Here is a 24,965-nt window from a genome sequence, read left to right as displayed (position 1 = left end):
CTTCCCTTCTTGCCTGTGCCGCGTTCGCTTCCTCAGGTCAGGACAGCGAGAACGCCCCGAGGGACACCACCAGCAGCAGGACGACCGGTACCGTCGCCTTGCCGCCCGGCCAGTGCAGCGTGCGCACCAGACCCAGCCAGACGCCCGCCGTCATCAGCAGGTTGGACAGGCTCAAGCCGCCGAGCGCCGGCACATCGGTCCAGCGCGCCGGCGAGATGGCGAGCACGGTCGGCGCGTCGCCGGTGGCGAGCAGCTCCACGAAGACCGCCGCCGCCTCCGCCCCGGTGGCTGCCAGCAGTGCGCACGAGGTCACCGCCAGCACGGCGGACAGCCGGTTCTCCGGCACGCGCAGGCACGCGCCGCACAGCCACACGGCGACACCGCATCCCAGCGTCACGAACACGGCGTCGAGGAGCCCCAGCACGGCCGCCGTCGCATAGGCGGCGGCGCCGCCGCCCAGCCCCAGGTCGGACATCAAGGTGCCGTACCGCGTCTGCGTCAGGGCGATCACCACGGACAGCACCGTCGTCACTCCGGCGGCGACCAGCGCGGTGCGGCCGGCCGCCCGGCCCGGCCCCGGGCCGTCGCCGCGGACGGCGCCCGACGCGGAGAACGAAGCACTCATCGGTCGTCCCTTCGAAGGTTGCGGTACGGGGCGAGCGGATCGATGCCCCGGGACACCAACTCGGCGGCCAGCGCCGTACGCAGCTCGTCGACCGGGCGCCCGTGGTGGGCGGCCAGCACCCGCGCCACCGCGTCACAGCGCTGCTCGCCGAAACTCAGCCCCGCCGTGTCCCCCTCCAGCGGCTCCTCGGCGTAGCCCACCTGCGGCAGCACTCGCAGCGTCAGTGGGGGAAGGTCGGTGCCCGCCGGGGCGGGCAGCTCCGGCAGGATCTCCTCGAGCGCCGCGACGGCCCCCGGCCGGAAGCGGTCCTCGGTGTAGAGCACGGTGCCGTCCCTGCGCCCGTACGCGTGGACATCGGCCAGGGTCTTGAGTGAATACCGCAGCCCGGCCGCCTCGAACCGCTGCGTCACCTGGGAGAAGAAAGAGCACACCGACACGTGGGGCAGGTTCAGATAGAAGCGCACCAGCCTCTCCCGCGGCGCCCCGAGCGTGCCGGTGGCGAGGAAGAAACCAGGAGACAGATTGGGCCGGCACGGCGGCATCCGTACGGTCACCAGGCTGCCCGCGGTACGGGGCGTACCCGGTGCGAGATGCCGCTCCGGGGTGATCAGCATGCGTACACCGTCCCGCTCGACCGACAGCTCGCCGCCGGGCACTTCGCCCCGCACGAGCCAGCCGGGGTCCCCGGTCCACGGGATCCGTACCGACTCGCTCAGAAGCCGCAGGAAGTCCTCGTCCGGTTCCGCAGCGGTGGCCGTGGCCGGCCGTCCCGCGTGGAACGTCTCGTACAGAGCGCGACGCAGGCGGGGCAGCGCCCGGACACCGCGGAGGTCCACCTCGACGGTTCCGGCCGGTCCGTGCACGGCGACGGTGCGGGGCCCACGCCATTCCACGGCGTTGAGCACGGAGAGGAAAACGGGCGCCAGCAGGGCCCGGTCGGTGGGCGTCATCGGGCACCGTCCGGATCCGCCAGGAAACGGACCCTGGCCGACAGCGGATCGACCAGCAGCTGCCTGGCGATGCCCACGACCAGCAGGTCCCTCGGGGTCAGTTCGCCCGTGGAGCGCAGATCGCCGGCGATCCGGGACAGCATTGTGGATCCGGCGTGATGCATCGTCAGCAGCGCCAGGAGGGGCAGCCGGTCGGCGAAGTCGCCCGCGCCGCGCCGGTAGCCCTGCCAGAAACCGCTGGTCATCCGGGCGACGGCGGACATTCGGGTGTCCGCGGCGGTGCGCCAGGAGTCCACGGTGGGGTGCTCTGCGCGTACCGCGTACAGCACCCGGTGCAGCAGGCTGCCGATGAAGTAGCCGAGATCCACCGCCGGGTCGCTGAACCGGCACAGCTCCCAGTCGATGAGAGCCATGCGGTCGTCGGCGCCCTCGGGCAACAACACGTTCTCCCCCCGTAGATCTCCGTGAATCAGACAATGCGCCTCGATCGTCAGCGACAGCCGCGCCAAAGCCGCCGTGAGCGCCCGGTCGCGCTGCACGGTTCGGGCCAGTCGGAGTTCTCCCACGGAGAACTCCGCGTAGTGCTCCGGAGTCAGCCGCGCGAAATCCACCATCTGCATGCGCTCCGTGTCCACGGCAGGTGCCGCCAGTACACCCGGAACGTCCAGGGAGGACGTACGACGATGAAATTCGCCGATGAACGCGCCGAGTTCGGCGAACCTCTCGACGGGAACACTCTTCTCCGCGCCGAGTGCACCTTCCGCGGCCGTTCCTTCCTTCCGCGCCGTATCGCCGCTTTCCGCGGGCACGCCGCTTTCGCCGGACGCCTTGTGGCCGGCGACACGGTCGGCGAGGCTCACGGCTCCCGGCACGAGCTCGAATTCCAGCAGCCGGTCCTCGGGCCGCACGCCCAGAAGCCGTGGCACGAAGATCCGGTCGTCGCCGGCCGGTGGCGTCAGCCGGCCGAGAAGCTGCTCGTGCACGGCGCGCTCGGCGGGCAACCGGTCGTCCGACCGCACACGATGCTGCTTGATCAGCACTCCGTTGCCTTCGGCTCCGGCGAGGGAGACGACCACATTGCGACCCGCGTTCACGGAGATCCGCGTGTAGTCGTCCAGCCGCTCGCCGCGACGATGGAGCAAACCGGCCAGCCCGTACGCGGAACCGAGGTCCACCGGCGCCGCGTCCCGGGTGCCGGGGCGCCCCTCGGCGCCCGGCACCCCTCGACGGTCGTTCAGCAACCGGCCCACTTGGTGGCGCAGTTCTTCGCGATGGTCCGCTTGATGATCGTCCTGGTCACAGCGCTGGAGACCGGGCCGATCATCTGCGGGTCGGTCAGGTCCAGAGCGCCCTCGGCCTCCAGGATGCGGCGGGCCTCGGCGTCGTACGCGGAAGCGTCACCGCCGTCGACCGCGCTCTCGGCGAGCCCGATCAGGGCTGCCTCGAGCACGAGGTCCATGTACTTGCGGCCACCCTCGTCGAGTCCCTGGTACCACTGCTCGAACGACACCCAGACGTCGTTCTTGCGGCGCAGGATGCCCAGCCCTTCGGAGACACCGACCTTCTTGGTGGTCCCCGACAGCCCCTCCTGTGCGATGACCTCGCGGACGACGTCCTCACTCAGGAATTCGAGCTCCGCCAGAGTGGCGACCTGCTCAGCAACAGCCATGAGTCAACCTTTCGCTCAGGAGAGCGGCGTTCATAGCGCACGTCCTCCCCCCAGAAGTGCGCCCGGCCGGGGTGATGGGACCGCGACCGGTCGCGCTGTCAGCTCGCCCATTCGTTGGACGATGCGTTCAGCATGGCCGTCTTCGTCATGCAGCCGATAGTGGACTTTGGTACACACCCGCCGGGGGGAATGAGTGGCACAGCACGTCGTGATAGCGCAGTGCGACTATCGCCGCCTCCGTCCGGGACTGCAGGCGGAGTTTCGCCAGAATCCGCGAAAGGTGCGCTTTGGCCGTGCGTTCGGTGATGTCCAGATTCCGGGCAATGGCGCGGTTGCTGTCACAGAGGGCCAATCGGTTGAGAACTTCCTTTTCCCGCGGCGTGAGTTCGGTCAGCATCCGCTCGAAATCCCCGGAAAGGGCGGATACTGCACTCAGACAATGACACACATGCCCGAACCGGGTGGTTCCACAGGCGCCGGACGGTTCCCCTCCACCATGTTGCCCCGCGTCGTTCTCCGCGCCGTGCCCTCCGCCGCGCGCCCCCGAGCGCTCCATGCCGTGCCTCACGATGACTCTCCCTGTGCCATGACCCCGCCGGAAGCGTCGGCCCGGCACCGGAGACGAACTCCTGGACGACCGGACCACAGGGCTCCCTGCCGCCGCGCGCCCGCCGTCGAGGACCGGGCCGGTCATGCCCGTGTCGGGGCGGCCTGAGAAGGCGGCTTACGATCGGTTCCATACTGACCCGGCGCCCGATCACCGCGCTCCGACCAAAGGATGACTTCGGCTCTACGACTTCAGGTCGGACGCCGAGGGCGGGAGGGAACCCATGGTCCGCGTACTGCTCGTCGACGACGAGGAGCTCGTACGGGTTGCCCTGCAACGCATTCTCGACATCGCTCCGCATGTCGAGACGGTGGTCTGCGACGGTCCCGATGCGGTGGACCTGGCGATCCGCACCACGCCCGATGTGGTGCTGCTCGACGTCAACATGCCGGGCAAGGACGGCTTCACCGTACTGCGCGAGCTGCGCGCCCTTCCCGAGCCGCCCGCTGTCGCCATGCTGACGCTGCTGGGCTCCGACGAACACCTCGATGCCGCACTCAGGTTCGGGGCCTCCGGCTATCTGCTCAAGGACGCCGAGCCGCAGCTCCTCATCGACTGCGTGCGCATCCTCGCGCGGGGCGGTGTTGTCTATGCGCCGCCGCGGAGTCGCTCCGTGGTCGAAGCCCGCGTCAACACAGCGCTCCCCAGCCGGACTTCCGGCGACCTGCGGGGACTCATCACCGACCGGGAGCACGAGGTGCTGGTGCTCCTCTCGGCCGGGCTGACCAACGCCGAGCTGGCCGCACGACTAGGCATGGGCATGGCGACGGTCAAGACGCACGTAGGTTCCCTCAAGAAGAAGCTGAACGCGCCGAGCCGTGTGGCGATCGCCGCCGTCGCCCATCGGGAAGGGCTGCTGGAGTACCCCACCGACCGCCGTTAGCCGCCTGTCAGCCGAGCGGCAGCGACGCGCTGACCAGGAAGCCACGGTCACCCGTGGGGTGTGCCACCAGCGTGCCCCCCACAGTGTGCGCCCGCTCCTTCAGTCCCACCAGCCCGTATCCGGAGCCGGTGCCGCGCTCGGGCGCCTCCTCGGACAGCGGCGGTCCGTTGCGCACCTCGACCCGCAGTGAGTCCCCGTGTCCGTCCAGCGTGAGCAACACGTGTACGTGCGCGGTCGGTGCGTAGCGCCGGACGTTGGTCAGGGCTTCCTGCACCGTCCGATAGGCGGCCCGCTCGACGGCGTCGGGGAGACGGAAGCCGTCGGGAACGTCGTTGCGGTACGCGACGTCGAGCCCCGACCGGCCGATCATCTCGGCCACCTCCGCCAGACGCGGCCGATGCGGTCCGTCGACGGTGCCCGCGCCGTTCTCGCGCAGCACACCGACCATGTGCCGCAGTTCATCGAGGGTGCGCGCGGACAGTTCCCGTATGGTGCGCGCGTCCTCCTGCGCCTTCGGGTCCTCGGTGGTGAGCTGCAGGGCACCTGCCTGCATGCTGATCAGGCCGACCTGGTGGGCGACGACGTCGTGCATCTCCCTGGCGAGCCGGGCCCGCTCGGCGGCCAGCACCTGGTCGGCGAGCAGACGACGCTCACTGGCCTGGCTGCGGTGCAGCGCCGTCAGGTTGGTGATCAGCTTCCGGCGTGTACGGATGAGCAGACCCAGGGCCAGGGGAATGGCCACCGCGCCACAGGTGTCGATCGCGGCGAGAGCCGTCTCCCGGGGTTCGTCGGTGAGACCGACGAACGGGTACGGCAGGAAGTGAGCGGTGGCGAAGAGAACCCCGGCCGCCGCCAGCAGCCAGTGCTCCTTGCGCAGGGCGGCCACCGTGTACAGCGCGATCAGCGGCGCGAACCACACGTAACCGAGGTACAGGCCCGGCAACGTGACCAGGAACACGAGAACGGGCAGCCGTCGACGCAACACCAGCACGGCGGCCGCCACGAGGCCCGTGTACAGCCCGAACCCGATGTCGCTGCCGTGCACGAGCAGAGCGTCCAGCAGCCCGAGAAGCACCGGCGTGATCAGGCCGGCGCGCCGCCCCCACAGAGGACCAGCTCGCAACACCGAAAGCATGGTTCCCCCTGCCTCCGTCGATGTACGCGGCACAAGTCGAAGTCCCGGCTCGCGACGCGAGCCAGGGCGCTGCCATGCTACTTCTGCCTCGTCGCGCATTCGTTCGACGGACTCGCGCGGCAAGAACCCAGGCACACAGCCGAGTTGAAGACCCGAGCCGCACCGGGGGCACCGAACTCGACTACCGCCAAGGGGTGATCACGTCGGCGGACGCTCCCGAGGGCACGACGCCCCTCCCCGTCCCGGCCGGTGCCACAGGCCGTCCAGGAGCTGTGGGTGGGACGTGTTCACGCAGTGGTCGCCGTCCCATCCGTACCGCAGCCGCCCCGGCCCCGAGATCCTGCGCACCCGGCTGTCCCCCGGACGGGACAGAGGTCGACGCCGCACTGTGGCTTCCGGTGGAGGGGGAGCGGGGCTGAGCACCGAGTAGCACGGGGCGCCGCTGATCACGGCCCCGTAGGCGTACCCGGTGCGCCCGGACAGGCGAGTACCGACACTCAGCGCACAGGGAAGCCGCAGGTGTAGCCCTGCTCCTTGAGCCAGGGGAGGATCCGGCGCAGGGCCGCCACGGTCTGCGAGCGGTCGCCGCCCGCGTCGTGGAAGAGGAGCGTCGGTCCGTTGGACAGCTGCTGCCGGACGGTGGCGACGATGGCGTCCGCGCCAGGCTTCTCGAAGTCCTTGGAGTCGACGTTCCAGCCCAGCGGGCGCATGCCCCGGGAGGCCGCGAGCGCGCGGCTGGAGGGGGTGAAGGCGCCGCCGGGCGCGCGGTAGTACATCGGCCGGACGCCGCCGGACGCTTCGGTGATCATGCGTTCGGCGTCGAGTATCTGCTGCGACTGGTAGGCCTCGGACTTCTTGTCCATGGCGGTGTCGTGCGACACCGAGTGGTCGCACAGCCGGTGCCCGGCCGCGACCACCTGCTTCACGAGGTCCGGGTGGGCCTGCGCCTGCGTGCCCACCATGCAGAACGTGGCCTTCACCCCGTTCTCCCGCAGCACGTCGAGCATCTGGGGAGTCCATCGGGGGTCGGGGCCGTCGTCGATGGTGATGTTGACGCCGCGCGCGCCCTTGTCCGAGGCGTGCGCGATGCTCGCCGCGACCGGCTCGGCGGCGGCGCTCGGCGTGGCCGACGCGGTCGCCTTCGGCGTCGGGCCGCCCACGATGCCGGCCTGCGCGCTCCACACCGAGGCGCCGGTGGCGAGCACCGTCACCCCCAACGCCGCCCCGATGAGCTTGCCGTACCAGCTCCGCCCACCACCGTGCCGTGCCATGCCCGCCCCGCTTTCGCCCAGTCCTCGCCGATCCCCGGTCACTTCCCGACCACTTGGCATGACGGCGTCCGCCCCCGGAGGGATCCCTCCGTTACCGATCACGGACAATCCCGGGGAGGTTCACGGACAACTCACGCGGGGAACGCTCCGACGACGGTCCGCCTACACGACGAAAAGCAGCGCTGTCATGAAAATTACGAAGAAGCACCTGATGCCGCGTCGCCGCTGCCACGCTTGAGGCGTGACATCGTCAACTCTCGCGCCGTTCATCGGCGTTGTACTCGGCGGGCTCGTGTCATGGCTGGCCCAGCACTCGTCGGGGCGGGCGGCGGAACGCGCCGAGGAGCGCCGCAGCGCCCGCGACTGCGCCGAGGCCCGACGCAGCGAACGCCTGGCCCACCTGGTCGACTTCCTGTCCGCGGCGCAGGAGGTCGAACGGGTCGCCGTCGACCACTACCAGCACCAGGTGGCCGACGAGCGGTGGCAGGAGCGGGCCCGACAGACCGTGGACCGCATGTGGGTGTCCCAGAAGACGATCCACATGCTGTGCCCGACCGAGGTGAACGAGGCGGCCCGCCGCCTCGCGTACGCCGTGCAGAACGTGCTCAGAGAAGGCCCCGACGATCCCGGGGAGCCGCAGGACGAGAAGATCTGGGCAGCCATCCGCCCGAGCCGACGCGAGTTCTTGGACGTCGTACGCGAACATCTGCACTGAATCCCGGCTGCCTCTCGTCGGCCGACCCCGTCGACCGGCCGCCGTCGCCCGTTCGGGCGCGCACCCTGCGCGCGGGGCGGCTGTGGGCTCGAGGATGGGCCGTGCGACGTGTTCCCGCACGAAGGTGGAAGACCATGCAGACGTCCGTCACCTCGCCGATCCGCCGTACGGGGCCCGCGACGACGCGGGGCAGGTGACGGGGTGACCTGGTTGACCTCGCTGCCGGCGGTGGTGCTGGTCGTGGGCTGGCTCGCCCTGGCCCTCCTGGTCGCGGCCGCGGCGCGGGTCGGCGTCCGGGCGCTCGTGCCGCCCGAGGAACGGGACCGGGTCCCGCAGATCGCCACGCCCCTGATGCCGACACTCGGCGCTTCCTTCGCCATCTTCGCCGCGCTCACACTGGCCAGCGAGGCCGGCTACCTGCGTGCGGCCGAGGGGCTGGTCAGCGACGAGGCCGCCGCGGCCTCCCGCCTGGCCTGGGCGGCGACCAGTCCGCGCGTCCACTCGGAGCCGATCCACACGGCACTGCTGGACTACCTGCGCGAGACGCGGGCCGAGGAATGGAAGGCCGACGCGGCGGCGTCCGGCGACGACCCCGCCACCGCCCGTACGATCGCCCGGCTGGAGCGGACGGTCCGCGCCGAGGCGGCCCGCCCCGAGGTGGGAACCCCGACCGGCACCGAGCTGGTGGCCTCCATGGACGGCGTCACCAGCAGCCGCCGCGCCCGCATCGCCGCCGCCTCCCGCGAGGTCCCGGCGCTCTACGTCGTCACGCTGGTGGTCAGCGGACTGGCCCTGATCGTGAACTCCGGGGCACTGGTCTTCCGCAGCAGCCTGCGCACGTCACTCCTGATCGTGGGCGTGGCGAGCGTGGTCGGCCTGAGCCTGGCCCTCCTCTTCGCCCTCAGCGCCCCCTGGAACGGCCCCCTCCTCGTCAGCGGCCACCCACTGGACGCGATCATCGCCAACCTGAGGTCGGGCTTCTTCAACGGACCATAGGCGACGGGCGCGATCAGTTCGCCCAACTGGCACGGGAATCCGAACTCACTCTATGCAGAGGCATTTCACGTCCTCCGACGTCAATCTCGCTCTGCACTTCTACGCCGAGCAGCAGGAGCGCGCGGCGCGCATCAGCCGTCACTTCGAGCGTGCGCGCGAATGGGGTGCCGTCGAGGACGCCGAGCGTCTGCACAGGGCGGAGAGGCACAGCAGGTGATCTACTTGCTCGACACCTCCGGCCTGGTCCGGCTGCGGCCTCGCTGTCCTCCACGACGATGCCGGCTACCGGGCCATCGCCCGCCAGGCAACCGACCTGCTCGAGCACAGCGTCCACGACGTCACCTGAGGTGCTTTTCGCGCTGAGCGGCGACCAGACCCACCACTCCGGCCCGGCCCGCAGGGCCCACTACCGCTGGTTCACCGACTCCGCCGAGCGCCTGATCCACCCCGAGAGGACCGCGAGCGCCCCGGTCGTACCCAGGCCGCCCGCCTGCGCGCCGCATGGACGGCGACGACGCCGACCGGCGAGCCGCCCGGGAGGTGGTTCCGGCGTCACGAGGACCGAATGGGCGAGGATGCTCCACGTCAGACGAGGTCGCCGAGCACGGCGGTCATGATCGGTTCGGCCGCATCCTCGGTGGTGTCGGGCGGGACGACCAGCAGGTCCCAGCGGCCGTGGCCGGGGGCGAGCAGGACCACGGTGTCCGGGGCGTGCGCTGCGACCGTCTTCCGCAGTCGTACGACCTGGTTGGCGACGAGTATCCGGCCAGGCGCCGCGGACCAGGCCGTTCCGTTCACCGTGACGCCGGCGATGTGTCCCCAGGCGCGCGGCAGTGCGGCGAGCAGCTGCGGAAGCTCCGCCAGGAGGTCGTACGAACGTGGCCACCACACCCCGTCGAGGCGACGTGGCAGCGCGCTGTGGGGCGCGAGCCGCAGGCGGAGGAGAGGGCGGATGGACGGTGCGGGAGGCGCGGGCGGTGCAGGCGGCGCTGTGGTGATCATGGTGTTTCCTTCGACGGTTGTGGAGCGGTGGGTTCGGGTCAGGTCCGGCGGACGGCGAGCCGGTCCGATGTGGGCCGGCGACGGTGACGCCGAGGCCCGTGACCACGTAGAGGACGAGCGCAAGGCCGGGGAGGCGCGGCCGGTGCCCGGCTGCTGTGGTGGCGTGGATGGGCGGCCGTCGGGTGAGGCCACGCTGTCCTGCGCGGCTGAGGGGGTCCGGCTGCGCTGTGCGTGCCGGTCCCCTGTGAAACGTGGTGCAACGACATCCGCGTCGAAGTCGGGCGGCAAGGCTGCCGTGAGGCGGAACCTGTCCGGGCGACGAGCCGCCCGGAGTCGTGGTGCGCCGGGAGCGAAAGCCGGTCCGTCGCCGGTATGCGTCGTGCCCTCGGTACCTTCAGCGTACCTGGCGGGAAGCGAGAAGGGGGGCGCGGACCGTAACAGTTGCCGGAGCCAAGGGGGCTCAGGGTCGCCCCGGTGCCCCGCCCTCGGCCTCCCACTGCTCCGTCTGCCCCTGTTCGCGTACGGCCTCTTCCTTGGCGTGGAGGCGTGTCTCGGCCGCCAGGAGCTCGCTCGCGGTGAGGTGGAGCGCGGGGTCCGCAGCCGCGGCCATGAGCCGTGCGGCCGTGGCGGTCTCGGTCCGGGGCGGGACGACGAGCAGGTCCCAGCGCCCGACGCCGTACGAGAAGAGCCGAATCATGTGCGGGTCGAAACCGGAGGCGAACCACGCGGCCTTCACCGTGTGCCCGGTCACGGGCAGGTCGCAGGGTGCCGTCGGCCAGGTGTCGCGGTGGGACGCCATGCGCGACACGCGGCCTCGCGTCGCGTCGAACGCCTCGGTGAGTACGGGCAGTTCGGCCGTCAGGTCATCGGTGCGGGGCCACCAGGCGCCGCAGAGGGGGCCGGGCGGGAAGGTCGGCGGGCGCAGGGCGAGCCGGGCAGGGCTCGGTGGCGTGCGTACCGGGTGGCTGGGGGCGCTGTCGCCGGTCCTCGGCGGTGGGCCCGTGCCGGTGTGCGGGTTCATGGTCGCGGTTCCTGTCCTCGGGCGGCCGTTCAACGACTGCCGGTGCTGCCGGGCCGGCGTCAGCCAGGCTCGTCGGTGTGGACGCGTCGTGCCTGGGTGTGGCTGGTGGCCAGCCAGGGCGGCTGGGCAAAGGTCTCTTCGCCGACATGCCCGGTGTCGACGGTGAGATGGAGCAGGGTGCCCTGGCCGTCGGGGCCCGCGGGGTAGCTGCGGGGCTCGTCGCAGCGGAGGTTCCTGCGCAGTAGCTGCGCCACTCGTTGGGCGATGTCGGGGCTGGCGGCGATGATGCGGACCTCCGCGAGGTCGCCCGTGGGGAGACCACCGGCGCCGGTCTCGTGCACCGGCGGATCTTCGCTTGTGCCGTGACTGCTGCCGGTGCCGGTGCCGGTGCCGGTGCCGGTGCCGGTGCCTTGGCTGCGGCTTCGGCGGAGCGATGCGGGCATGGACGTGACCTCTGTTCTGTCGGCCATTTCGACCTCAACGCCTCACGGTGTTCCGCTTGTTGTGCGTCGTCCGTTCCCGGTGGCGGCGCGGTGGGAAGCGCCCCCGCCCACCGTCGCGATGGTCGCGACGTTCGAGCGCGGCGGTGGGGGTGGAGTGCGACGGGGGCGGCGAGGTGGTGCAGGCGGCTCGGTCGGCGGCGGCTGGGGGGCCGGGAAGGAAGCGGCTGTCGGAACGCATGGCGATCCTTTCGCTGTGTGCGGAGTTGAGCCGGTGGATCACGTACGCTCCGGCGGCGATGAGCACGAGGAGCGCGGCGATGCTGAGGTCGATGTCCATGGCGGTCACGACCTGACAGTCGGTAGAACGGGAGAAGGGCTTGGGAGAGGCGGGCCCGTCGTGCCTCGAGCGCGTGGTGGTGCATGGGTGCCGGTGGTGCCGCTCGTGCTCGTGGCGCCCGTGGTGAAGAGCTGCAGTACGGCCCTGCGCGGGTCGGGCACCGGCCACGCGTCGGCGGCGGGGAAGGAATCGAAGGCCGGGGCCATCGTGCTGACCTGTCTCCGGCAAGCTCCTGCGCTGCGCGAGGCTTCCGGCGAAGTGTCTTGCCGAGGACGAGACCAGCGCGGAAGCCGGTGTGCGACGTGCCCTCGGTACCCCCACCGTACTCCCGTGCGCCCCCGACTGTCGGGAACAAGCGGACGGAACCGCCGTACCCGCACTCGAAGTCCCGGTCCCGGTGGGGAAGAGTCAGCCTCTGCAGCTCGGCTGTGGCGCCACCACGAGGTCGACGGCTCCAGCACTGCGGTGCTGTCCGCGCTGTGTGCGGAGAACGCGCCGCCGGGTTTCGAGCAGCTCGCGCAGGGGGGTGCCGACCGCTTCCTTCTTGGTGCGGGTGCTGGTGCCGAGGGCCTTGGCCACGTCAGCGGCCAGCTGATCGTCAAGTCGGATGACCAGCCCAGACTGACGCAGGTTCTCCCCAGCTACCCCCTTAACAAACAATGTTTCTCGCCTTCTGACGATCGGGCGGCTGAAGGGAGCAGTGGAAGGGAAGAATGGCTGTTGAACGCCTGGAAGGCCGCTGAGAATCGGCCCTGCGGGCAGAGTGCCCCGCCCGGCTGCCGATCTGCGCACCGTCGGTGCGCTGTTTGACGCTGCTGTTGTGGCCTCTCTACCGTTCCCTCATCGAGAGCAACCAGGACGGTGTACGGGGGGTTTCATGGACGGCACGGGTCTCAGCGACGATCGCTTGCTGTCGAGGGCCGAACTGGCAGAACTGGCCGGGGTGATGCGTCCGGCGGTCACCAATTGGCAGCGGCGGTACGAGGATTATCCGGAGCCGATCAGGACGGGGGAAGCAGAACTCTTCAGTCTACGGGCGGTCCTCGGCTGGCTTGACTCCCGTCAGATCCCGTCGCGTGCGCGTGCGTCTGACGAACCGCCTGGATTCACCTATGCCGACCGTATGCGGCGGAACCTCGTTGCATCGGACGATGCCTGCCGGAGAACAGCTGCGCTGAGGGGTGAGGCAGGCGGCAGCGGTCCGTTGAGCGACGAAGAACAGCGTTCGCGGCAACTTGCGCAACTGCTGGGACCGATGGCAGACGCCGTGCGCGGCGGCGGATCGATGACGGACTACCTGGCCTTGCTCCTCTCCCTGGTCTTCCTGCGGGTGAGCGGAAGCCCCCGCTCAGCGTCGCTCCCGCGTACGGTGCGGGCTCGATCCAGGGCTGACACGGTGGCGTTGTTGCAGGAGATCGGGGATGCAGCCGACGAGGCACTGCGCCTGCGCGGTGTGCCGCCGGGCATGCGGTCGGCCATCGTCAAGTTGGAGCCTCGGGATTACGGGGACGTCGTCGAGGTGATCCGCCTGACCGACGGCTTGGGGATCGACGAGTTCCGACAACTGGTTGATCAATTCGGCTCCCGAGCCGGGCTTCCCAGCGGAGAGTTCTTCACCCCACGTGCCGTCGTGCGGCTGATGCGGGACGCTGCCATAGGGGACGAGGACTCCGCGCAACGCGTCTACGACCCGTATGTGCGCGCAGGCGAGATGCTTGACGCAGCCGCTGAACGTCTCAGTGGCGTTGCGCCTCTGACTCTGCGTGGTGAGAGCCCGCAGCGCGGCACACTTCGGCTCGCTGGAATGAACCTCGCGCTGCACGGAGTCCCGGTCGAGCTGGAGGCCGGCACCGCGGCCCCATGGAACGAACGTATCTGGCCGAAGAGTCACCAGGCCGACCTGATTCTGACCAATCCGCCTTTCAACGCCCGCGGGGCCGTGCCGAAGCCGCGCGAGGGCATCGACTGGCCGTACGGACCGCCTCCCCCCGGCAGTCCTGCGTTCGCTTGGCTCCAGCATGTCCTGGTGTCTCTCAAGGACGAGGGCCGTGCAGTCGTGGTGATGCCGGTCAGCGCGGGCGCCTCCGCAGACGTCCGGGAGCGGGAGATTCGAGGCGGGCTGGTGGAGGACGGGGCTGTCGAATGCATTGTCACGCTGCCGCCTCAGCTCTTCTCGGGGGCTCAGGTGTCCGTTTGCCTGTGGTTCCTGCGACGTTCCGCGGCGGTGTGCGAGGAGATCCTCTTCGTGGACGCCCGGGACCTGGGTGACAAGGCGGCTCGCGGACCCCGAGTCCTGTCCGACGAACATGTTCGGGCCGTCACGAGAACCGTCCAGGCGTGGCGGCGAGGCAGCGGCTTCCGCCTCGGTCGGCAGAGCGCGGGCCATCTTGCGGTCGCCGCTCCGCTGGAGGCGGTGCGGGTTGCCGGTTACTCGCTCAGCCCCGCCGACTACGTGGACAGATGGATGTCCACGGCGTCACCGACTGATGCGGCAACTGAGGCAGCAGCCACCAAGCGGGCGCTCGACGCGGCGAGGCGTCGGACGGATGCCGTGGACAGCGCGGTCGACGCGCTCTCGTACGGCCCGTTGCCGTCAACCGTCGCGCTCTCGTACGACGGGCTACCTCGTGACTGGCGCCGGGTTCCGCTGGGAGACCTGGTCGACATCATGGCGGGTCCGTCCTACTCACGCCTGCCGGCCGAGGTGCGCTCCGCGGCAGGCGATCTACCTGTCGTGATGCCCAAGCACCTGCGTGAGGGACGCATCGACGATCGCGACATGGAGAGAGTCAGTGTGGATGTCGCCCGCGCACTGACAAGGTTCCGTCTCAGCCCCGGAGACATCCTGTGCGTGCGTTCCGGCGCCCAGATGCCTCCCGCCTTGGTCGAGAGGGCGCAGGACGGCTGGCTGTTCAGCACCAACCTGCTACGGCTGCGAGCCCTGGAATCGGGTGGGGAGCCACTTGTCCTCCCCGGCTACCTGCTTGCCTACTTGTCCCTGCCGGAGACAGTGCACTGGCTCAAGGAGTACGCCCGCGGCACCGCCGTTCCTTCTCTCAGCGCCGCCACGCTGGCACTTCTGCCCGTACCGCTGCCGCCACTTGCCCATCAGCGGCGAGTCAGCGCCGCGCTGGATGCCGTGGACGTACAGATCACCGTGCATCGCGAACTCATTCAGGCCGCGACGCATCACCGCAGCACACTCGCCGCCCATCTGCTGACCGGCGTCCTGGTCCCGGAATGACAGGCTCCTCTGCTTTCAGTCCCTTCGAGAAGGAAGACTTCTGTGAACGCTCCGTCGTCCGAGCCGCGATCCGGAACGCGGTACCTGTGGCTACTCGTGGCAACGTTGTTCTCGCTTGTAGTGGCTCTTGTCGCTGGGATCCTGAAGGCAAGCACCGGAGCCGGATTCGCCGAGGCAGTCCTTTACGGCGGCACGGCTTTTGCCACGTCGATGGGCCTCTGCTTGCTTGTCCTGTCCGCAGCCGGCCAACTCTGAACGGCCGACGTGCCCCGCGCATCAGCCGTCTCAGCTTGGAAAGCGACGGCGCTTGCGCGGCCACAGGGCAGCTGACCGGGGCGGATTCGTTGCAGGCGGCAGGTGTGAGGGGCCGGTTGCACCGCTGTGACCGTGGTTGTCCGCTCTGAAGGGCACCCTGTGGGCACGAGGCAGGGATGGGGGAGCTCAGGCCTCCGGTTGGCTGCCGGAGACCGGGAGTGGCTCCGACTCGAACGACGGCAGCCGAGTGAGGGCCTCGCGACTGCCCACATGGCTTCTTTCGGATCCGCCCCGTCGGCGTCGCCTTCCTCCGGACCCGCCGGACCCGCCCGTCCGACGCGTCCGCGCCCAGCGACTCCGCCTCCCTCGGGGGCGCCGGCGGGGGAGGGCCGGGAGCGGCCCGGCCGACCGGCCGACCCCTCCGGCTCGCCGTCCTCCACGAGCCCGGTGAAGCCCGCTCGTACTAAAACGGCAACAGAGGAGGAGCCCGCCGGGGAGTCGGACGAGGGGGTCGAGGTGGTACCCAAGACGGACGCCCCGGCCGCCGAGAACTCGCCCGCGGACCTGTCGGCGGGCCGCTCACCGGACCGGCGCCGAGGCCCCCCTCGACCTCTCCGACCGGCGGATTCCCGTGTCCACACCGGGCGTGGGGCTGGCTCTGGTGGGCCTCGGCATCGGCTTCCCAGGGGTGCGGATGCGCCGCCGCTGAGCCGCTCGCGACGGGCCGGGTCCCCCTTGAGTCGGACCTCCGGCGTCCGCCTCAGGACGCTTGTCCACGTGGACTTACTCGGTATACATACTCGGTATGTCGATCCGCCACGGGCTTCTCGCCCTCCTCGAACGCGGCCCGCGCTACGGCTCACAGCTCCGTACGGAGTTCGAGTCCCGCACCGGCTCCACCTGGCCGCTCAACGTGGGTCAGGTCTACACGACGCTCAGCCGCCTTGAACGCGACGGCATGGTCGTGCAGGACGGCGAGGACGAGGCCGGCCACCCGCTCTACGCGATCACCGACAGCGGTCGCGTCGAACTTCGCAGCTGGTTCGAGAATCCCGTCGACCGCACCAGCCCGGCCCGTGACGAGCTGGCCATCAAGCTGGCCATGGCCGTCGGAACGCCCGGGGTCGACATCCGTGACGTCATCCAGTCCCAGCGTCGGCACACCGTGAAGGCCATGCAGGACTACACCCGGCTGAAGGCGCAGGCCCTCACCGCCGTGGAGAAGAACGGGGTCCGGGAGCGGGACGACATCGCCTGGCTCCTCGTCCTGGAGCAGCTGATCTTCCAGACCGAGGCCGAGGCGCGCTGGCTCGACCACTGCGAGTCCCGGCTGATCCGTCTCTCGTCGACCGCCCCGGCGGCGGGGCCGGAGCCGGCCTCGCCGGGGGCGGGAGCGGGAGCGGCGGGGAGGGGGGCGCGGGCGGGGGCCGGGGCAGAGGGGGCCGCACGCCACCACCCGTGATGTCCGCCCTTCACGACCGGCCCTGAGCACCCGAACGACCGGATCCACAGGGCCGACCGAGTCCACCGGCTCCACCCGACCCACCCGTAGCACCTGAAGACTCCGAACCACCCGACCAGACCCATACCGTACGCACGGCACCGCCAACGACCGTCCGTCGCACCGACGTCCGGCCGTTCGCCGGCGTACGCCCGAGGGGGAACCATGTCCACACAGCAGCAGCCCGTGCTGCGTCTGCAGAACCTGACCCGCGTCCACGGCTCCGGCGCCACCGAGGTGCACGCCCTGCGCGGCATCGACCTCGACGTCCACCCCGGTGAACTCGTCGCCGTCATGGGCCCGTCGGGCTCCGGCAAGTCCACCCTGCTCACCATCGCCGGCGGCCTCGACGCCCCCACCTCCGGGCAGGTCTTCGTCGAGGGCACCGACGTCACCGCCCTCGGCAGCAAGGGGCTCGCCGCCCTGCGCCGCCGCAGCATCGGCTACGTCTTCCAGGACTACAACCTCATCCCGGCCCTCACCGCCGCCGAGAACGTGGCCCTGCCCCGCGAACTTGACGGCATATCGGCCCGCAAGGCCCGCACCGAGGCCCTCGCCGCCCTCGCCGAGATGGAACTCGGCCATCTCGCCGACCGGTTCCCCGACGAGATGTCCGGCGGCCAGCAGCAGCGCGTGGCCATCGCCCGCGCCCTCGTCGGCGACCGCCGGCTCGTCCTCGCCGACGAGCCCACCGGCGCCCTCGACTCCGAGACCGGGGAGTCCGTGCTGGCCCTGCTGCGCTCCCGCTGCGACGCCGGAGCCGCCGGCATCATGGTCACCCACGAGCCGCGGTTCGCCGCCTGGGCCGACCGGGTCGTCTTTCTGCGGGACGGCGCCGTCGTCGACCAGACCATACGTAGCGACGCCGAGTCGCTCCTGACCGGCCGGGCGGCCCAGCGGTGACGGCCTGGTTCCACTCATGGCGGGCCGCGGTCCGCATCGCCCGCCGTGACGCCTGGCGCTCCAAGGGTCGCAGCTTCCTCGTCCTCGCCATGATCGCGCTGCCGATCCTGGGCGTGAGCGCCCTGGACCTGACCGTGCGCAGCGCCGAACTCACCCCCGCGCAGCGGATGGAGCGCACCCTGGGTGCCGCCGACGCTCGCTTCTCCGACGCCCGGACGGCCGGCGTGGCCATCCTGCAGGACCCCGACGGCGAGCAGCACACCCCGGCCGGGGACTACGACTCGCCGGGCAAGTCCTGGCCCGACGGCCCGACCGATGTCACCAAGACCATCCCGGCCGGTTCGACGGTGCTGACCGACAGCAGGGGCAGCGCCAAGCTGACCACCAGGCACGGTCTGCTCCAGGCCGAGGTCCGTGAGCTGGCCGCCGCCGATCCCGTCGCCCGGGGCATCATGCGGCTGCAGGAGGGCCGCTTCCCCGAGAAGAACGACGAGATCGCCACGACCACCCGGTTCCTGGAGAGCAGCGGGCTGTCCGTCGGCTCCACCCTCACCGCCCGCGGCTTCGACCGCACCTATGTGATCAGCGGCTCGTACGAGCTGCCCAGCGACCTCACGGCACAGCAGGTCAACGCCCTGCCGGGGGCCTTCCTCGCGCCGTACGCCAAGGCGGTCGAGAAGGCCGGACTGCTGAAGCCCGACGTCTCCACCGCCTACCTGGTGAAGAAGTCCGGTGGTTTCACGTGGAACATGGTCCAGGCGGTCAACGTCAAGGGTGTCCTGGTCACCTCACGCGCCGTGGCCCTCGACCCGCCCGCCGACTCCGAGGTGCCGCTCTACCAGAAGGAAGGCTGGGCCAACTACGAGAGTAGCGGGGCCGCCGACGCCGCCGATCTCGCCGCCGTGGGCACGGTCGTCGGTCTGGCGATGCTGGAGATCTGCCTGCTCGCCGGTCCCGCCTTCGCCGTCGGTGCCCGTCGTTCCCGCCGCCAGCTGGGCCTCGTCGGCGCCAACGGCGGTGCCCGCAGCCACATCCGGGCCATCATGCTGAGCGGCGGCCTCGTCATCGGCGTCGCGGCGGCCCTGGTCGGCACGGTCCTCGCCCTGATCCTGACCTTCGCCCTCCGGCCGCTCATCGAGGACTACATGGGGCAGCGGTTCGGCGGCTTCACCGTCAAGCCGCTGGAACTGCTCGCCATCGCCGCGCTCGCCGTCCTCACCGGCCTGCTCTCCGCGATCGTCCCGGCCGTCACCGCCTCCCGGCAGACCGTCCTGGCCTCCCTCACCGGCCGTCGCGGCGTGCGCCGCAGCAACCGGGTGCTGCCGCTGATCGGCCTCGGCGCCTTCCTGCTCGGCGCGGCCATCGCCCTGTACGGCTCGGTCGTCTCCGACCAGTTCGTCCTGGTCGCGGGTGGCTCGGCCATCGCCGAGCTGGGTGTGGTCGCCATGACGCCCGCCTTGGTCGGCCTGTTCGGCCGGGCCGGCCGCTGGCTGCCGCTCTCGCCGCGCCTCGCCCTGCGGGACGCCGTCCGCAACCGGGGCCGTACGGCACCCGCTGTCGCCGCCGTCCTGGCCGCCGTCGCGGGCACCGTCGCCGTCTCGACGTACGCCGCGAGCCACGACGCCCAGAGTCTGGCCGAGTACCGGGCCAGCCTGCCGTACGGGGCCGTCGCCGCGCTCGTCACCGAGGAGGGCGGCCAGGACGTCCCCGAAGTCCGCGACGCCGTGCAGCGGACGCTGCCCGTCGACGTCCGCGCCGACGTGTTCCGGATCGCCGTCGGCAAGCCCGGCTGCGCCCCGTATGGCAAGGACGAGGGCTGTGGCCGCTTCGAGGTCGTCACCCCGCCGGCCAACGAGTGCCCGCTGTGGGTCAGCACCCCCGACGGCTCCGACCCGGCGGAGAAGTACACCAAGGAGCAGCGGCGCGCGCTCGCCAAAGACTGGCGCTGCCTCTCGCGCGACGGCCACGGCATCTACGTCGAGGGCGGTCTCCTCGTCGCCGACGCCCCGCTCCTGAAGGTCCTCGGCATCGACGACCCAGGCGCGGCCAAGGCCCTCGCCGACGGAAAGCTCCTCAGCTTCCACAAGCCCCAGGTCGACAGGAACGGCACCGTCGGCATCAAGCTGATCACCGATCTGAAGGCCGCCGACCGCGCCGCCGAGCAGAACAGGCCGGTCCCGGGCGAGCTGAAGTCCTTCCCCGCCTACCAGGTGGCCGGCTCGCCCGACTCCTACGGACTGCAGAGCGTGCTCAGCCCCGCCGCCGCCAAGGCCGCCGGGCTGACCACCGTCCCCCTCGGCGCCTTCTTCAGCACCGACCGGATGCCCAGCACCGAGGAGCGGCAGAAGCTCGACGCCGAGATCGCCAAGCTCGGCAGCAACGTCGAGCTGACCGTGGAGCAGGGCTGGGTCGACAAGAACGGGATCGTCCTGCTCGCGCTGACCGTCTTCGCCGGCTTGGTCACCATCGGTGCGGCCGGCATCGCCACGGGTCTCGCCCAGGCCGACGCGGAGGCCGATCTCAAGACGCTCGCAGCGGTCGGCGCCCCGCCCCGGGTGCGCCGCACGCTCAGCGGCTTCCAGTGCGGTGTGGTCGCCGCGATGGGTGTGGTCCTCGGCTCGGCTGCCGGTGTCCTGCCCGCGGTCGGGCTGCGGCTCACCGAGGAGCGCGAGCAGATGCGCTTCTACCAGGAGGCTCTCGACAGTGGCTGGGGCGGCGCCGGTGACGCCCCGCCGTACGTGCCGATCGTCGTCCCCTGGGAGACACTCGCCGCCCTCCTGGTGGCCGTGCCCCTCGGCGCCGCCCTGCTGGCCGCGCTGGTGACCCGCTCGCGCGGGGCGCTGGCCCGCCGCGCCGCGCACTGAGCCTCCGTTGCCGGACCGTGCCCCTGACGAGGGTGGATCACCCTCGTCAGGGGCACACCGTGTGGGAAAGCATGCGTGCGAGAGAATGGCGGCACGGAGATGCCGAGGAATGACAGGTCGCAGAAGAGGCCCCAGCTCCTCGTCCTGGGCCAGGACGGGATGGCGCTCGGCGGCGCTAACCGGGGATCACCTTCCGTCCCGGCCGTACTCCTTGGTCGGTCATCACGCTCGCCCCAGGCGGAGTAAGCATCCACCGACGGCGATGCCCTGCTCTTCGGCTCACGTGATGAAGTCGGCGACCACGACGAAGTAGCCGGGGCACCCCATCTGGATGATGACGTCCATCTCGTACTCGACGGCTTCTGGTAGCCCTCGCCCCCCCGGATACCGGCGCCGCACACCCCGGAATACTTCTTCCTGGAACCAGGTGACCTCGGTGCAGCCCTCCAAGATGTCGAATTCCTGTCCGGTGAGACGTTCGATCTTGCAGTGGCCCGATAAGGCGTTCCGGGTGCTCCCTGACGACCTTTCTCTCTGACGCAGGACCCTCGGCGGTCAAGTATCCGTTCCCGCAAGGGGATTGTGTGCCGCCCACGACGAAACAGGTGCAGGACGGGCGTCCGCCGTCGCCCGGGAACAGCGGGCTGAGGGCTCGCCTCCGGCTCATCTGTGTGAAAGTCAAGGTCAGCGCCGTGCTGCGACGTGATGGGGGCGCCCTCTCAAGGCGTGCGTGCCCTCTGCGTGCCCAATCTCAGGGTGCGGGAGTACTCGCAAACCGCAGCAACGACACCGCTATGAAACAAGCCCCGGGTCGCTGACCTGGGGCTTCGAGAAGAGCGGGTGACGAGAATCGAACTCGCGCTCTCAGCTTGGGAAGCTGATGTTCTACCATTAAACTACACCCGCGTAAGACGTCGGCCGGGCCGGTGTCCGATTGCCCCGTCACTGTACCCCATGCCGAGCCCTCCGCGCTGAAGCCGGCGCCTTGGAGGGGCCGTGCGTCATGTGGGTTTCAAGCGTGGGATCCGGGTACACGAAGCCGGAGTTGGGGCGTACCGTGGGGCCGCGCGTGGGGCGGACCAGGGGGGTGTCGCGTCCCGGAGTGCCGCTTGTGGAGCCGTCCTGAACGTCCCGTAGTGTGGCCTTTGTCCGGCGGGCAGCAGCCGGACCTGGCTCGTGGGGAAGGGACTCTTGGACTTGATGGAGCGCACCGTCGTCCGTTGTGCCGATGGGCACGTGTTCAGCACCGCTTCGTTCCCGATGCAGAAGGCCGAGCGCCTCGGCCCGGGGCGGCTCGTCCGGTGTCCTCGCTGCGCGCGGATGCGCAGCGTGGTGCCGGTGCCCCTCGAAAGCGTCGTCGGCAGCGCCGGCGGCGGGAACAGGTGAAGCAGCAGTAAGGCAGCTCAGCTGAGCAGCCAGGGCTCTGCAGTCGGCCGTAGCGGGCCGTAGCGGGGTCGGCGCGCGGAGTCGTCCGATTGTGGTCGGTCCGCGCGCCTTGCGTATCCTCGGGGCGTGCTTCTCTCAGACAAGGACATCCGGGCCGAGATCGACGCCGGGCGGGTACGGATCGATCCCTACGACGCTTCCATGGTGCAGCCGTCGAGCATCGACGTACGGCTCGACCGTTACTTCCGGGTGTTCGAGAACCACCGGTACCCGCACATCGACCCCTCCATCGAGCAGGCGGACCTCACGCGCCTCGTGGAGCCGGAGGGCGACGAACCGTTCATCCTCCACCCCGGTGAGTTCGTGCTCGCCTCGACGTACGAGGTCATCACGCTCCCCGACGACCTCGCCTCCCGGCTGGAGGGCAAGAGCTCCCTCGGCAGGCTCGGTCTCGTCACCCACTCCACCGCCGGGTTCATCGACCCGGGGTTCTCCGGGCACGTCACCCTGGAGCTGTCCAACCTCGCCACCCTGCCCATCAAGCTCTGGCCCGGGATGAAGATCGGGCAGCTGTGCATGTTCCGGCTCACCTCGCCCGCCGAGCACCCCTACGGCAGCGAGCGGTACGGGTCCCGGTACCAGGGTCAGCGCGGTCCGACCGCCTCCCGGTCCTACCTCAACTTCCACCGGACCCAGGTATGAGCAGCGAACCCGCGCCCATACGCGAGAACCTCACCTACGAGGCGTTCGGCACCGCCGTGCGCGACCTCGCGCAGACGATCGCCGACGACGGCTACGAGCCCGACATCGTGCTCTCCATCGCCCGCGGCGGCGTCTTCGTGGCCGGCGGGCTCGCCTACGCCCTCGACTGCAAGAACATCCACCTGGTCAACGTGGAGTTCTACACCGGCGTCGGGACCACCCTCGACATGCCCGTCATGCTCGCGCCCGTCCCCGACGTCGTCGACTTCTCCGACAAGAAGGTCCTCATCACCGACGACGTCGCCGACACCGGCAAGACGCTCAAGCTGGTGCGCGACTTCTGCCTGGAGACCGTCGCCGAGGTCCGCGCCGCCGTCATCTACGAGAAGTCCCACTCCCTGGTGAAGTGCGAGTACGTCTGGAAGCGGACGGACGACTGGATCAACTTTCCGTGGAGTGTCCTGCCTCCGGTGCACAAGTCCGGGGAAGCGGCCAAGCCGAACACTGAAGCCGTTTGACCTGCTGCGTCTGCTGTCACTTGGCCGTGAGCCCCGTCGCGTCACATGTCCCGGCAGGCCCTCGCCCCGAACTCGGGCATCGGGACGGTGGCCGCGGTTTCGTCGCCGTCCTGCGAGATGCCGAGGTAGCGGACTGATCCCGGGGTGAGGCGGTTCCGGTCGGCGAGGGTGAAGGAGACGTCGCCCGACGACCACGAGTTGTCCTTGGTCCAGCCGTAGAGACTGTAGGCGGTCTTGGGGTTGAGCGGGGTGAGAGGTGGGGTGGCGGTCCAGCCGGGGGCGGGGGAGCCGAGGGTCCAGGTGGTGAGATCGGGCGTGAGGTGACGTTCCGCGGTCCATGAGCCGACCGTCACCGATTTCTCGGGGTCGCCGTCGGCCACGTAGAGCGTCGCGCCGTCCATCCGGTGTCCGCACACCATCATGACGCCGAGCAGACGGCCGTCCTCGGTCACGGAGATGCCGGCGACGGCGTCGACGGGGACCGTGCATGCCGAGGTGGCGGCCAAGGCGACGCAGGCCGCGAGGGAACGAGGAAGCGCCTGCACGCCGGCCGCGAAGTCGTCGACCGCACAAGCCCCCCTGCCCGGAGCGCTGTCGGGCCCTTTTCTTCTGGATGGTAAGGGCGAGTGGCGTCCCGCGCTTCGGCGTTGACCTCACCCGTTGCGTGCTCGTTGTCCCTTCGTAGCGCCACGCAAAGGCTCCCCGCCGAACAGACAGGCGGGGAGCCTCACTTGAGCCCCTGAGGGGTGCGGCAGGCCGCTAGAACGTGCCGAGCTTCACGATCGACAGCAGTGCCACCAGCTGGATCGCCGACGCGCCCAGCGCCTTCGGCCACAGCAGGTCGTGGGAGCGGCTGACCATGAGGGTGAGCAGGACGCCGGCCGCGACCCAGGTCGCCCAGCCCAGCATCTGGACGAACGCCGCGTCGCCGCCGACGAACATCGCGACGATCAGGCGCGGGGCGTCCGTGAGACACATGATCAGCATGGAGAGGCCCACTGTCGGCTGCCATGCGCCGTCGCCGCCGAGCTGGCGGGCGAGGGTGTGGGTGACGACGCCCAGGATGAACGCGCTCAGCACCATCGCGACGCCCGTCGTCAGGACGATCGGGATCGCGTTGGACAGCGTCGCGTTGATGGTGTCCTTGCGGGTGTCGTCGAAGCCGAAGACCGCGATCAGGCCGTAGAGGAAGGTCACGATCAGGGCGGGGCCCCACATCGTGTAGTCCCGCATCCGCAGGAACGTCTGATTGGGGGAGAGGACGATCCCCTTCAGCAGCTCCTTCCAGGGCAGGCGCGGACCGATCGGGCCCGCGGGGGCGCCGGAGCCGGCCTGGTAGGTCCCACCCTGGTTGTACCGGTCCTGCTCGTCGATCGAGAAGGCCTGCGTGTGACCCGGGTTGTTCGCCGCGTACGGGTCGTGCGGGGCGCCCGCACCCGCGGGGCCGGCGTAGGGGTCGCCGCCGCCGAAGTACTCCGGCTCGCCGCCCTGACCGCCGTATCCGCCGTGCCCGCCGCTCGGCCCGTGCCCGCCGTAACCGCCGCCCCGGCCACCGGCGTTGGCCGGAGGCCACTGCCCGCCGCCACCGCCGCCGTGGGGCGGCTGCTGGCCGCCGCCGCGGTACTGCGGCCGCTGCGGCGTCGAGGGAGAGCCGTACGGCGGCTGCCCCTGGGGCGCCTGCTGCCCGTACGGAGGGTTTTGGGGTCGCGCTTGCGCAGCGCGGCCGTCCCGGCCGCCGCGTCCGATCCTGAATCCAGCCACGCCTTCGAACGTACCTGGTCCCGCGGAGCGACGTGCCCGGCCCTACCCTCCGGTACCGGCTTTGCGGCCGACCTGTGACATCCCCTAAGGGAGACCCGTACGCCCACCCGTACCCCACCGGCACCTGAGCCCGCGCCCGCCTCCCAGCTCACCCCTACCCCGACCCGTACTACCGCC

At 70.5% G+C, this 24,965-nt stretch carries 24 protein-coding genes, 1 tRNA gene and 3 pseudogenes; 13 read left to right on the top strand and 15 right to left on the bottom strand.

What is annotated here, in order from left to right; translation table 11 throughout:
* Nucleotides 1–37: 37 nt before the first annotated feature.
* The 5 genes from ACIOC0_RS08255 to ACIOC0_RS08235 form a co-directional block, all read right to left on the bottom strand.
* Entirely contained in the window at nt 38–625 is a 588-nt protein-coding gene (locus ACIOC0_RS08255; protein ID WP_402153692.1) for a hypothetical protein, read from the bottom strand.
* Nucleotides 622–1,575 carry a T3SS effector HopA1 family protein gene (locus ACIOC0_RS08250; RefSeq protein WP_402153690.1) on the bottom strand — a complete coding sequence of 318 codons (954 nt, stop codon included), beginning with the start codon at nt 1,573–1,575 and terminating at the stop codon, nt 622–624. Before ACIOC0_RS08250 ends, ACIOC0_RS08255 begins: the two co-directional genes overlap by 4 nt.
* Nucleotides 1,572–2,795, bottom strand: a complete 1,224-nt coding sequence (locus ACIOC0_RS08245; protein WP_402153688.1) for a phosphotransferase — start codon at nt 2,793–2,795, stop codon at nt 1,572–1,574. The genes ACIOC0_RS08250 and ACIOC0_RS08245 overlap by 4 nt, the downstream gene beginning before the upstream one ends.
* 14 nt (nt 2,796–2,809) lie before the next feature.
* The gene (locus ACIOC0_RS08240; protein ID WP_402153686.1) at nt 2,810–3,244 is read right to left on the bottom strand and encodes a hypothetical protein; all 435 of its coding nucleotides are present in this window, start codon (nt 3,242–3,244) and stop codon (nt 2,810–2,812) included.
* A 145-nt stretch (nt 3,245–3,389) separates the two neighbouring features.
* Nucleotides 3,390–3,641 (bottom strand): response regulator transcription factor, encoded by a 252-nt coding sequence (locus tag ACIOC0_RS08235; protein ID WP_402153684.1) that lies wholly within the window; start codon nt 3,639–3,641, stop codon nt 3,390–3,392.
* 433 nt (nt 3,642–4,074) lie between these two features.
* Here ACIOC0_RS08235 and ACIOC0_RS08230 point away from each other — a divergent pair, with 433 nt between their 5' ends.
* The gene (locus tag ACIOC0_RS08230; protein WP_402153682.1) at nt 4,075–4,734 is read left to right on the top strand and encodes a response regulator; all 660 of its coding nucleotides are present in this window, start codon (nt 4,075–4,077) and stop codon (nt 4,732–4,734) included.
* A gap of 7 nt (nt 4,735–4,741) precedes the next feature.
* Here the strand turns inward: ACIOC0_RS08230 and ACIOC0_RS08225 are convergent, their stop codons facing one another.
* Nucleotides 4,742–5,860 (bottom strand): sensor histidine kinase, encoded by a 1,119-nt coding sequence (locus ACIOC0_RS08225; protein WP_402153680.1) that lies wholly within the window; start codon nt 5,858–5,860, stop codon nt 4,742–4,744.
* A gap of 158 nt (nt 5,861–6,018) precedes the next feature.
* On the opposite strand from ACIOC0_RS08225, the pseudogene ACIOC0_RS08220 reads away from it, so the two are divergent.
* A pseudogene (locus tag ACIOC0_RS08220) lies at nt 6,019–6,288 on the top strand (GyrI-like domain-containing protein); the annotation flags it as partial.
* A gap of 78 nt (nt 6,289–6,366) precedes the next feature.
* Here ACIOC0_RS08220 and ACIOC0_RS08215 read toward each other — a convergent pair.
* Nucleotides 6,367–7,140, bottom strand: coding sequence for a polysaccharide deacetylase family protein (locus tag ACIOC0_RS08215; protein ID WP_402153678.1), 774 nt, complete (start codon nt 7,138–7,140; stop codon nt 6,367–6,369).
* A 241-nt stretch (nt 7,141–7,381) separates the two neighbouring features.
* Between ACIOC0_RS08215 and ACIOC0_RS08210 the strand changes: the two genes are divergently transcribed.
* From ACIOC0_RS08210 to ACIOC0_RS08200, 3 genes are all read left to right on the top strand, one after another.
* The gene (locus ACIOC0_RS08210; protein WP_402153676.1) at nt 7,382–7,855 is read left to right on the top strand and encodes a hypothetical protein; all 474 of its coding nucleotides are present in this window, start codon (nt 7,382–7,384) and stop codon (nt 7,853–7,855) included.
* 201 nt (nt 7,856–8,056) lie between these two features.
* Nucleotides 8,057–8,851, top strand: coding sequence for a hypothetical protein (locus tag ACIOC0_RS08205; protein ID WP_402153674.1), 795 nt, complete (start codon nt 8,057–8,059; stop codon nt 8,849–8,851).
* 52 nt (nt 8,852–8,903) lie between these two features.
* A complete protein-coding gene (locus ACIOC0_RS08200) occupies nt 8,904–9,068 on the top strand; it encodes a hypothetical protein (RefSeq protein ID WP_402153672.1) in 165 nt (54 codons plus the stop codon).
* A 368-nt stretch (nt 9,069–9,436) separates the two neighbouring features.
* On the opposite strand, the gene ACIOC0_RS08195 is transcribed toward ACIOC0_RS08200, so the two are convergent.
* The 4 genes from ACIOC0_RS08195 to ACIOC0_RS08180 all read right to left on the bottom strand — a co-directional run bounded on the left by ACIOC0_RS08195 (nt 9,437) and on the right by ACIOC0_RS08180 (nt 11,654).
* The gene (locus tag ACIOC0_RS08195; RefSeq protein WP_402153670.1) at nt 9,437–9,853 is read right to left on the bottom strand and encodes a DUF5994 family protein; all 417 of its coding nucleotides are present in this window, start codon (nt 9,851–9,853) and stop codon (nt 9,437–9,439) included.
* A gap of 460 nt (nt 9,854–10,313) precedes the next feature.
* Nucleotides 10,314–10,874 (bottom strand): DUF5994 family protein, encoded by a 561-nt coding sequence (locus tag ACIOC0_RS08190; protein WP_402153668.1) that lies wholly within the window; start codon nt 10,872–10,874, stop codon nt 10,314–10,316.
* 59 nt (nt 10,875–10,933) lie between these two features.
* Entirely contained in the window at nt 10,934–11,317 is a 384-nt protein-coding gene (locus tag ACIOC0_RS08185; protein ID WP_402153666.1) for a hypothetical protein, read from the bottom strand.
* A gap of 34 nt (nt 11,318–11,351) precedes the next feature.
* Nucleotides 11,352–11,654, bottom strand: coding sequence for a hypothetical protein (locus tag ACIOC0_RS08180; protein WP_402154355.1), 303 nt, complete (start codon nt 11,652–11,654; stop codon nt 11,352–11,354).
* 877 nt (nt 11,655–12,531) lie between these two features.
* Between ACIOC0_RS08180 and ACIOC0_RS08175 the strand changes: the two genes are divergently transcribed.
* The 5 genes and pseudogenes from ACIOC0_RS08175 to ACIOC0_RS08155 form a co-directional block, all read left to right on the top strand.
* Nucleotides 12,532–14,898, top strand: coding sequence for an N-6 DNA methylase (locus tag ACIOC0_RS08175; protein WP_402153664.1), 2,367 nt, complete (start codon nt 12,532–12,534; stop codon nt 14,896–14,898).
* 1,060 nt (nt 14,899–15,958) lie between these two features.
* The gene (locus ACIOC0_RS08170; RefSeq protein ID WP_402153662.1) at nt 15,959–16,615 is read left to right on the top strand and encodes a PadR family transcriptional regulator; all 657 of its coding nucleotides are present in this window, start codon (nt 15,959–15,961) and stop codon (nt 16,613–16,615) included.
* A 204-nt stretch (nt 16,616–16,819) separates the two neighbouring features.
* On the top strand, nt 16,820–17,557 hold the full coding sequence (locus ACIOC0_RS08165) for an ABC transporter ATP-binding protein (protein ID WP_402153660.1): 738 nt from the start codon (nt 16,820–16,822) through the stop codon (nt 17,555–17,557).
* On the top strand, nt 17,554–20,421 hold the full coding sequence (locus tag ACIOC0_RS08160) for an FtsX-like permease family protein (RefSeq protein WP_402153658.1): 2,868 nt from the start codon (nt 17,554–17,556) through the stop codon (nt 20,419–20,421). Before ACIOC0_RS08165 ends, ACIOC0_RS08160 begins: the two co-directional genes overlap by 4 nt.
* Nucleotides 20,422–20,520: 99 nt before the next feature.
* Nucleotides 20,521–20,595, top strand: a pseudogene (locus ACIOC0_RS08155) (DUF2587 domain-containing protein); the annotation flags it as partial.
* Between the two features lie 108 nt (nt 20,596–20,703).
* Here the strand turns inward: ACIOC0_RS08155 and ACIOC0_RS08150 are convergent.
* Both ACIOC0_RS08150 and ACIOC0_RS08145 read right to left on the bottom strand, forming a co-directional pair.
* A pseudogene (locus ACIOC0_RS08150) lies at nt 20,704–20,883 on the bottom strand (hypothetical protein); the annotation flags it as partial.
* A gap of 373 nt (nt 20,884–21,256) precedes the next feature.
* Nucleotides 21,257–21,327, bottom strand: a tRNA-Gly gene (locus ACIOC0_RS08145).
* A gap of 294 nt (nt 21,328–21,621) precedes the next feature.
* Between ACIOC0_RS08145 and ACIOC0_RS08140 the strand changes: the two genes are divergently transcribed.
* The 3 genes from ACIOC0_RS08140 (at nt 21,622) to ACIOC0_RS08130 (ending at nt 23,027) form a co-directional block, all read left to right on the top strand.
* Entirely contained in the window at nt 21,622–21,807 is a 186-nt protein-coding gene (locus tag ACIOC0_RS08140; RefSeq protein WP_402153656.1) for a hypothetical protein, read from the top strand.
* Nucleotides 21,808–21,933: 126 nt separating this feature from the next.
* Complete coding sequence (gene dcd, locus ACIOC0_RS08135) at nt 21,934–22,509, top strand: dCTP deaminase (protein WP_351090249.1); 576 nt, start codon at nt 21,934–21,936, stop codon at nt 22,507–22,509.
* Entirely contained in the window at nt 22,506–23,027 is a 522-nt protein-coding gene (locus tag ACIOC0_RS08130; protein WP_402153654.1) for a phosphoribosyltransferase, read from the top strand. The genes dcd and ACIOC0_RS08130 overlap by 4 nt, the downstream gene beginning before the upstream one ends.
* Nucleotides 23,028–23,068: 41 nt before the next feature.
* Here ACIOC0_RS08130 and ACIOC0_RS08125 read toward each other — a convergent pair whose 3' ends face one another.
* A complete protein-coding gene (locus ACIOC0_RS08125; protein ID WP_402153653.1) occupies nt 23,069–23,572 on the bottom strand; it encodes a hypothetical protein in 504 nt (167 codons plus the stop codon).
* A 214-nt stretch (nt 23,573–23,786) separates the two neighbouring features.
* Nucleotides 23,787–24,788 (bottom strand): Yip1 family protein, encoded by a 1,002-nt coding sequence (locus ACIOC0_RS08120; RefSeq protein WP_402153651.1) that lies wholly within the window; start codon nt 24,786–24,788, stop codon nt 23,787–23,789.
* Nucleotides 24,789–24,965 lie beyond the last annotated feature (177 nt).

The sequence above is a fragment of the Streptomyces sp. NPDC088254 genome (genome assembly GCF_044740925.1).
Taxonomy (GTDB): Bacteria; Actinomycetota; Actinomycetes; order Streptomycetales; family Streptomycetaceae; genus Streptomyces.
This window is presented reverse-complemented; position numbering and strand designations above follow the sequence as displayed.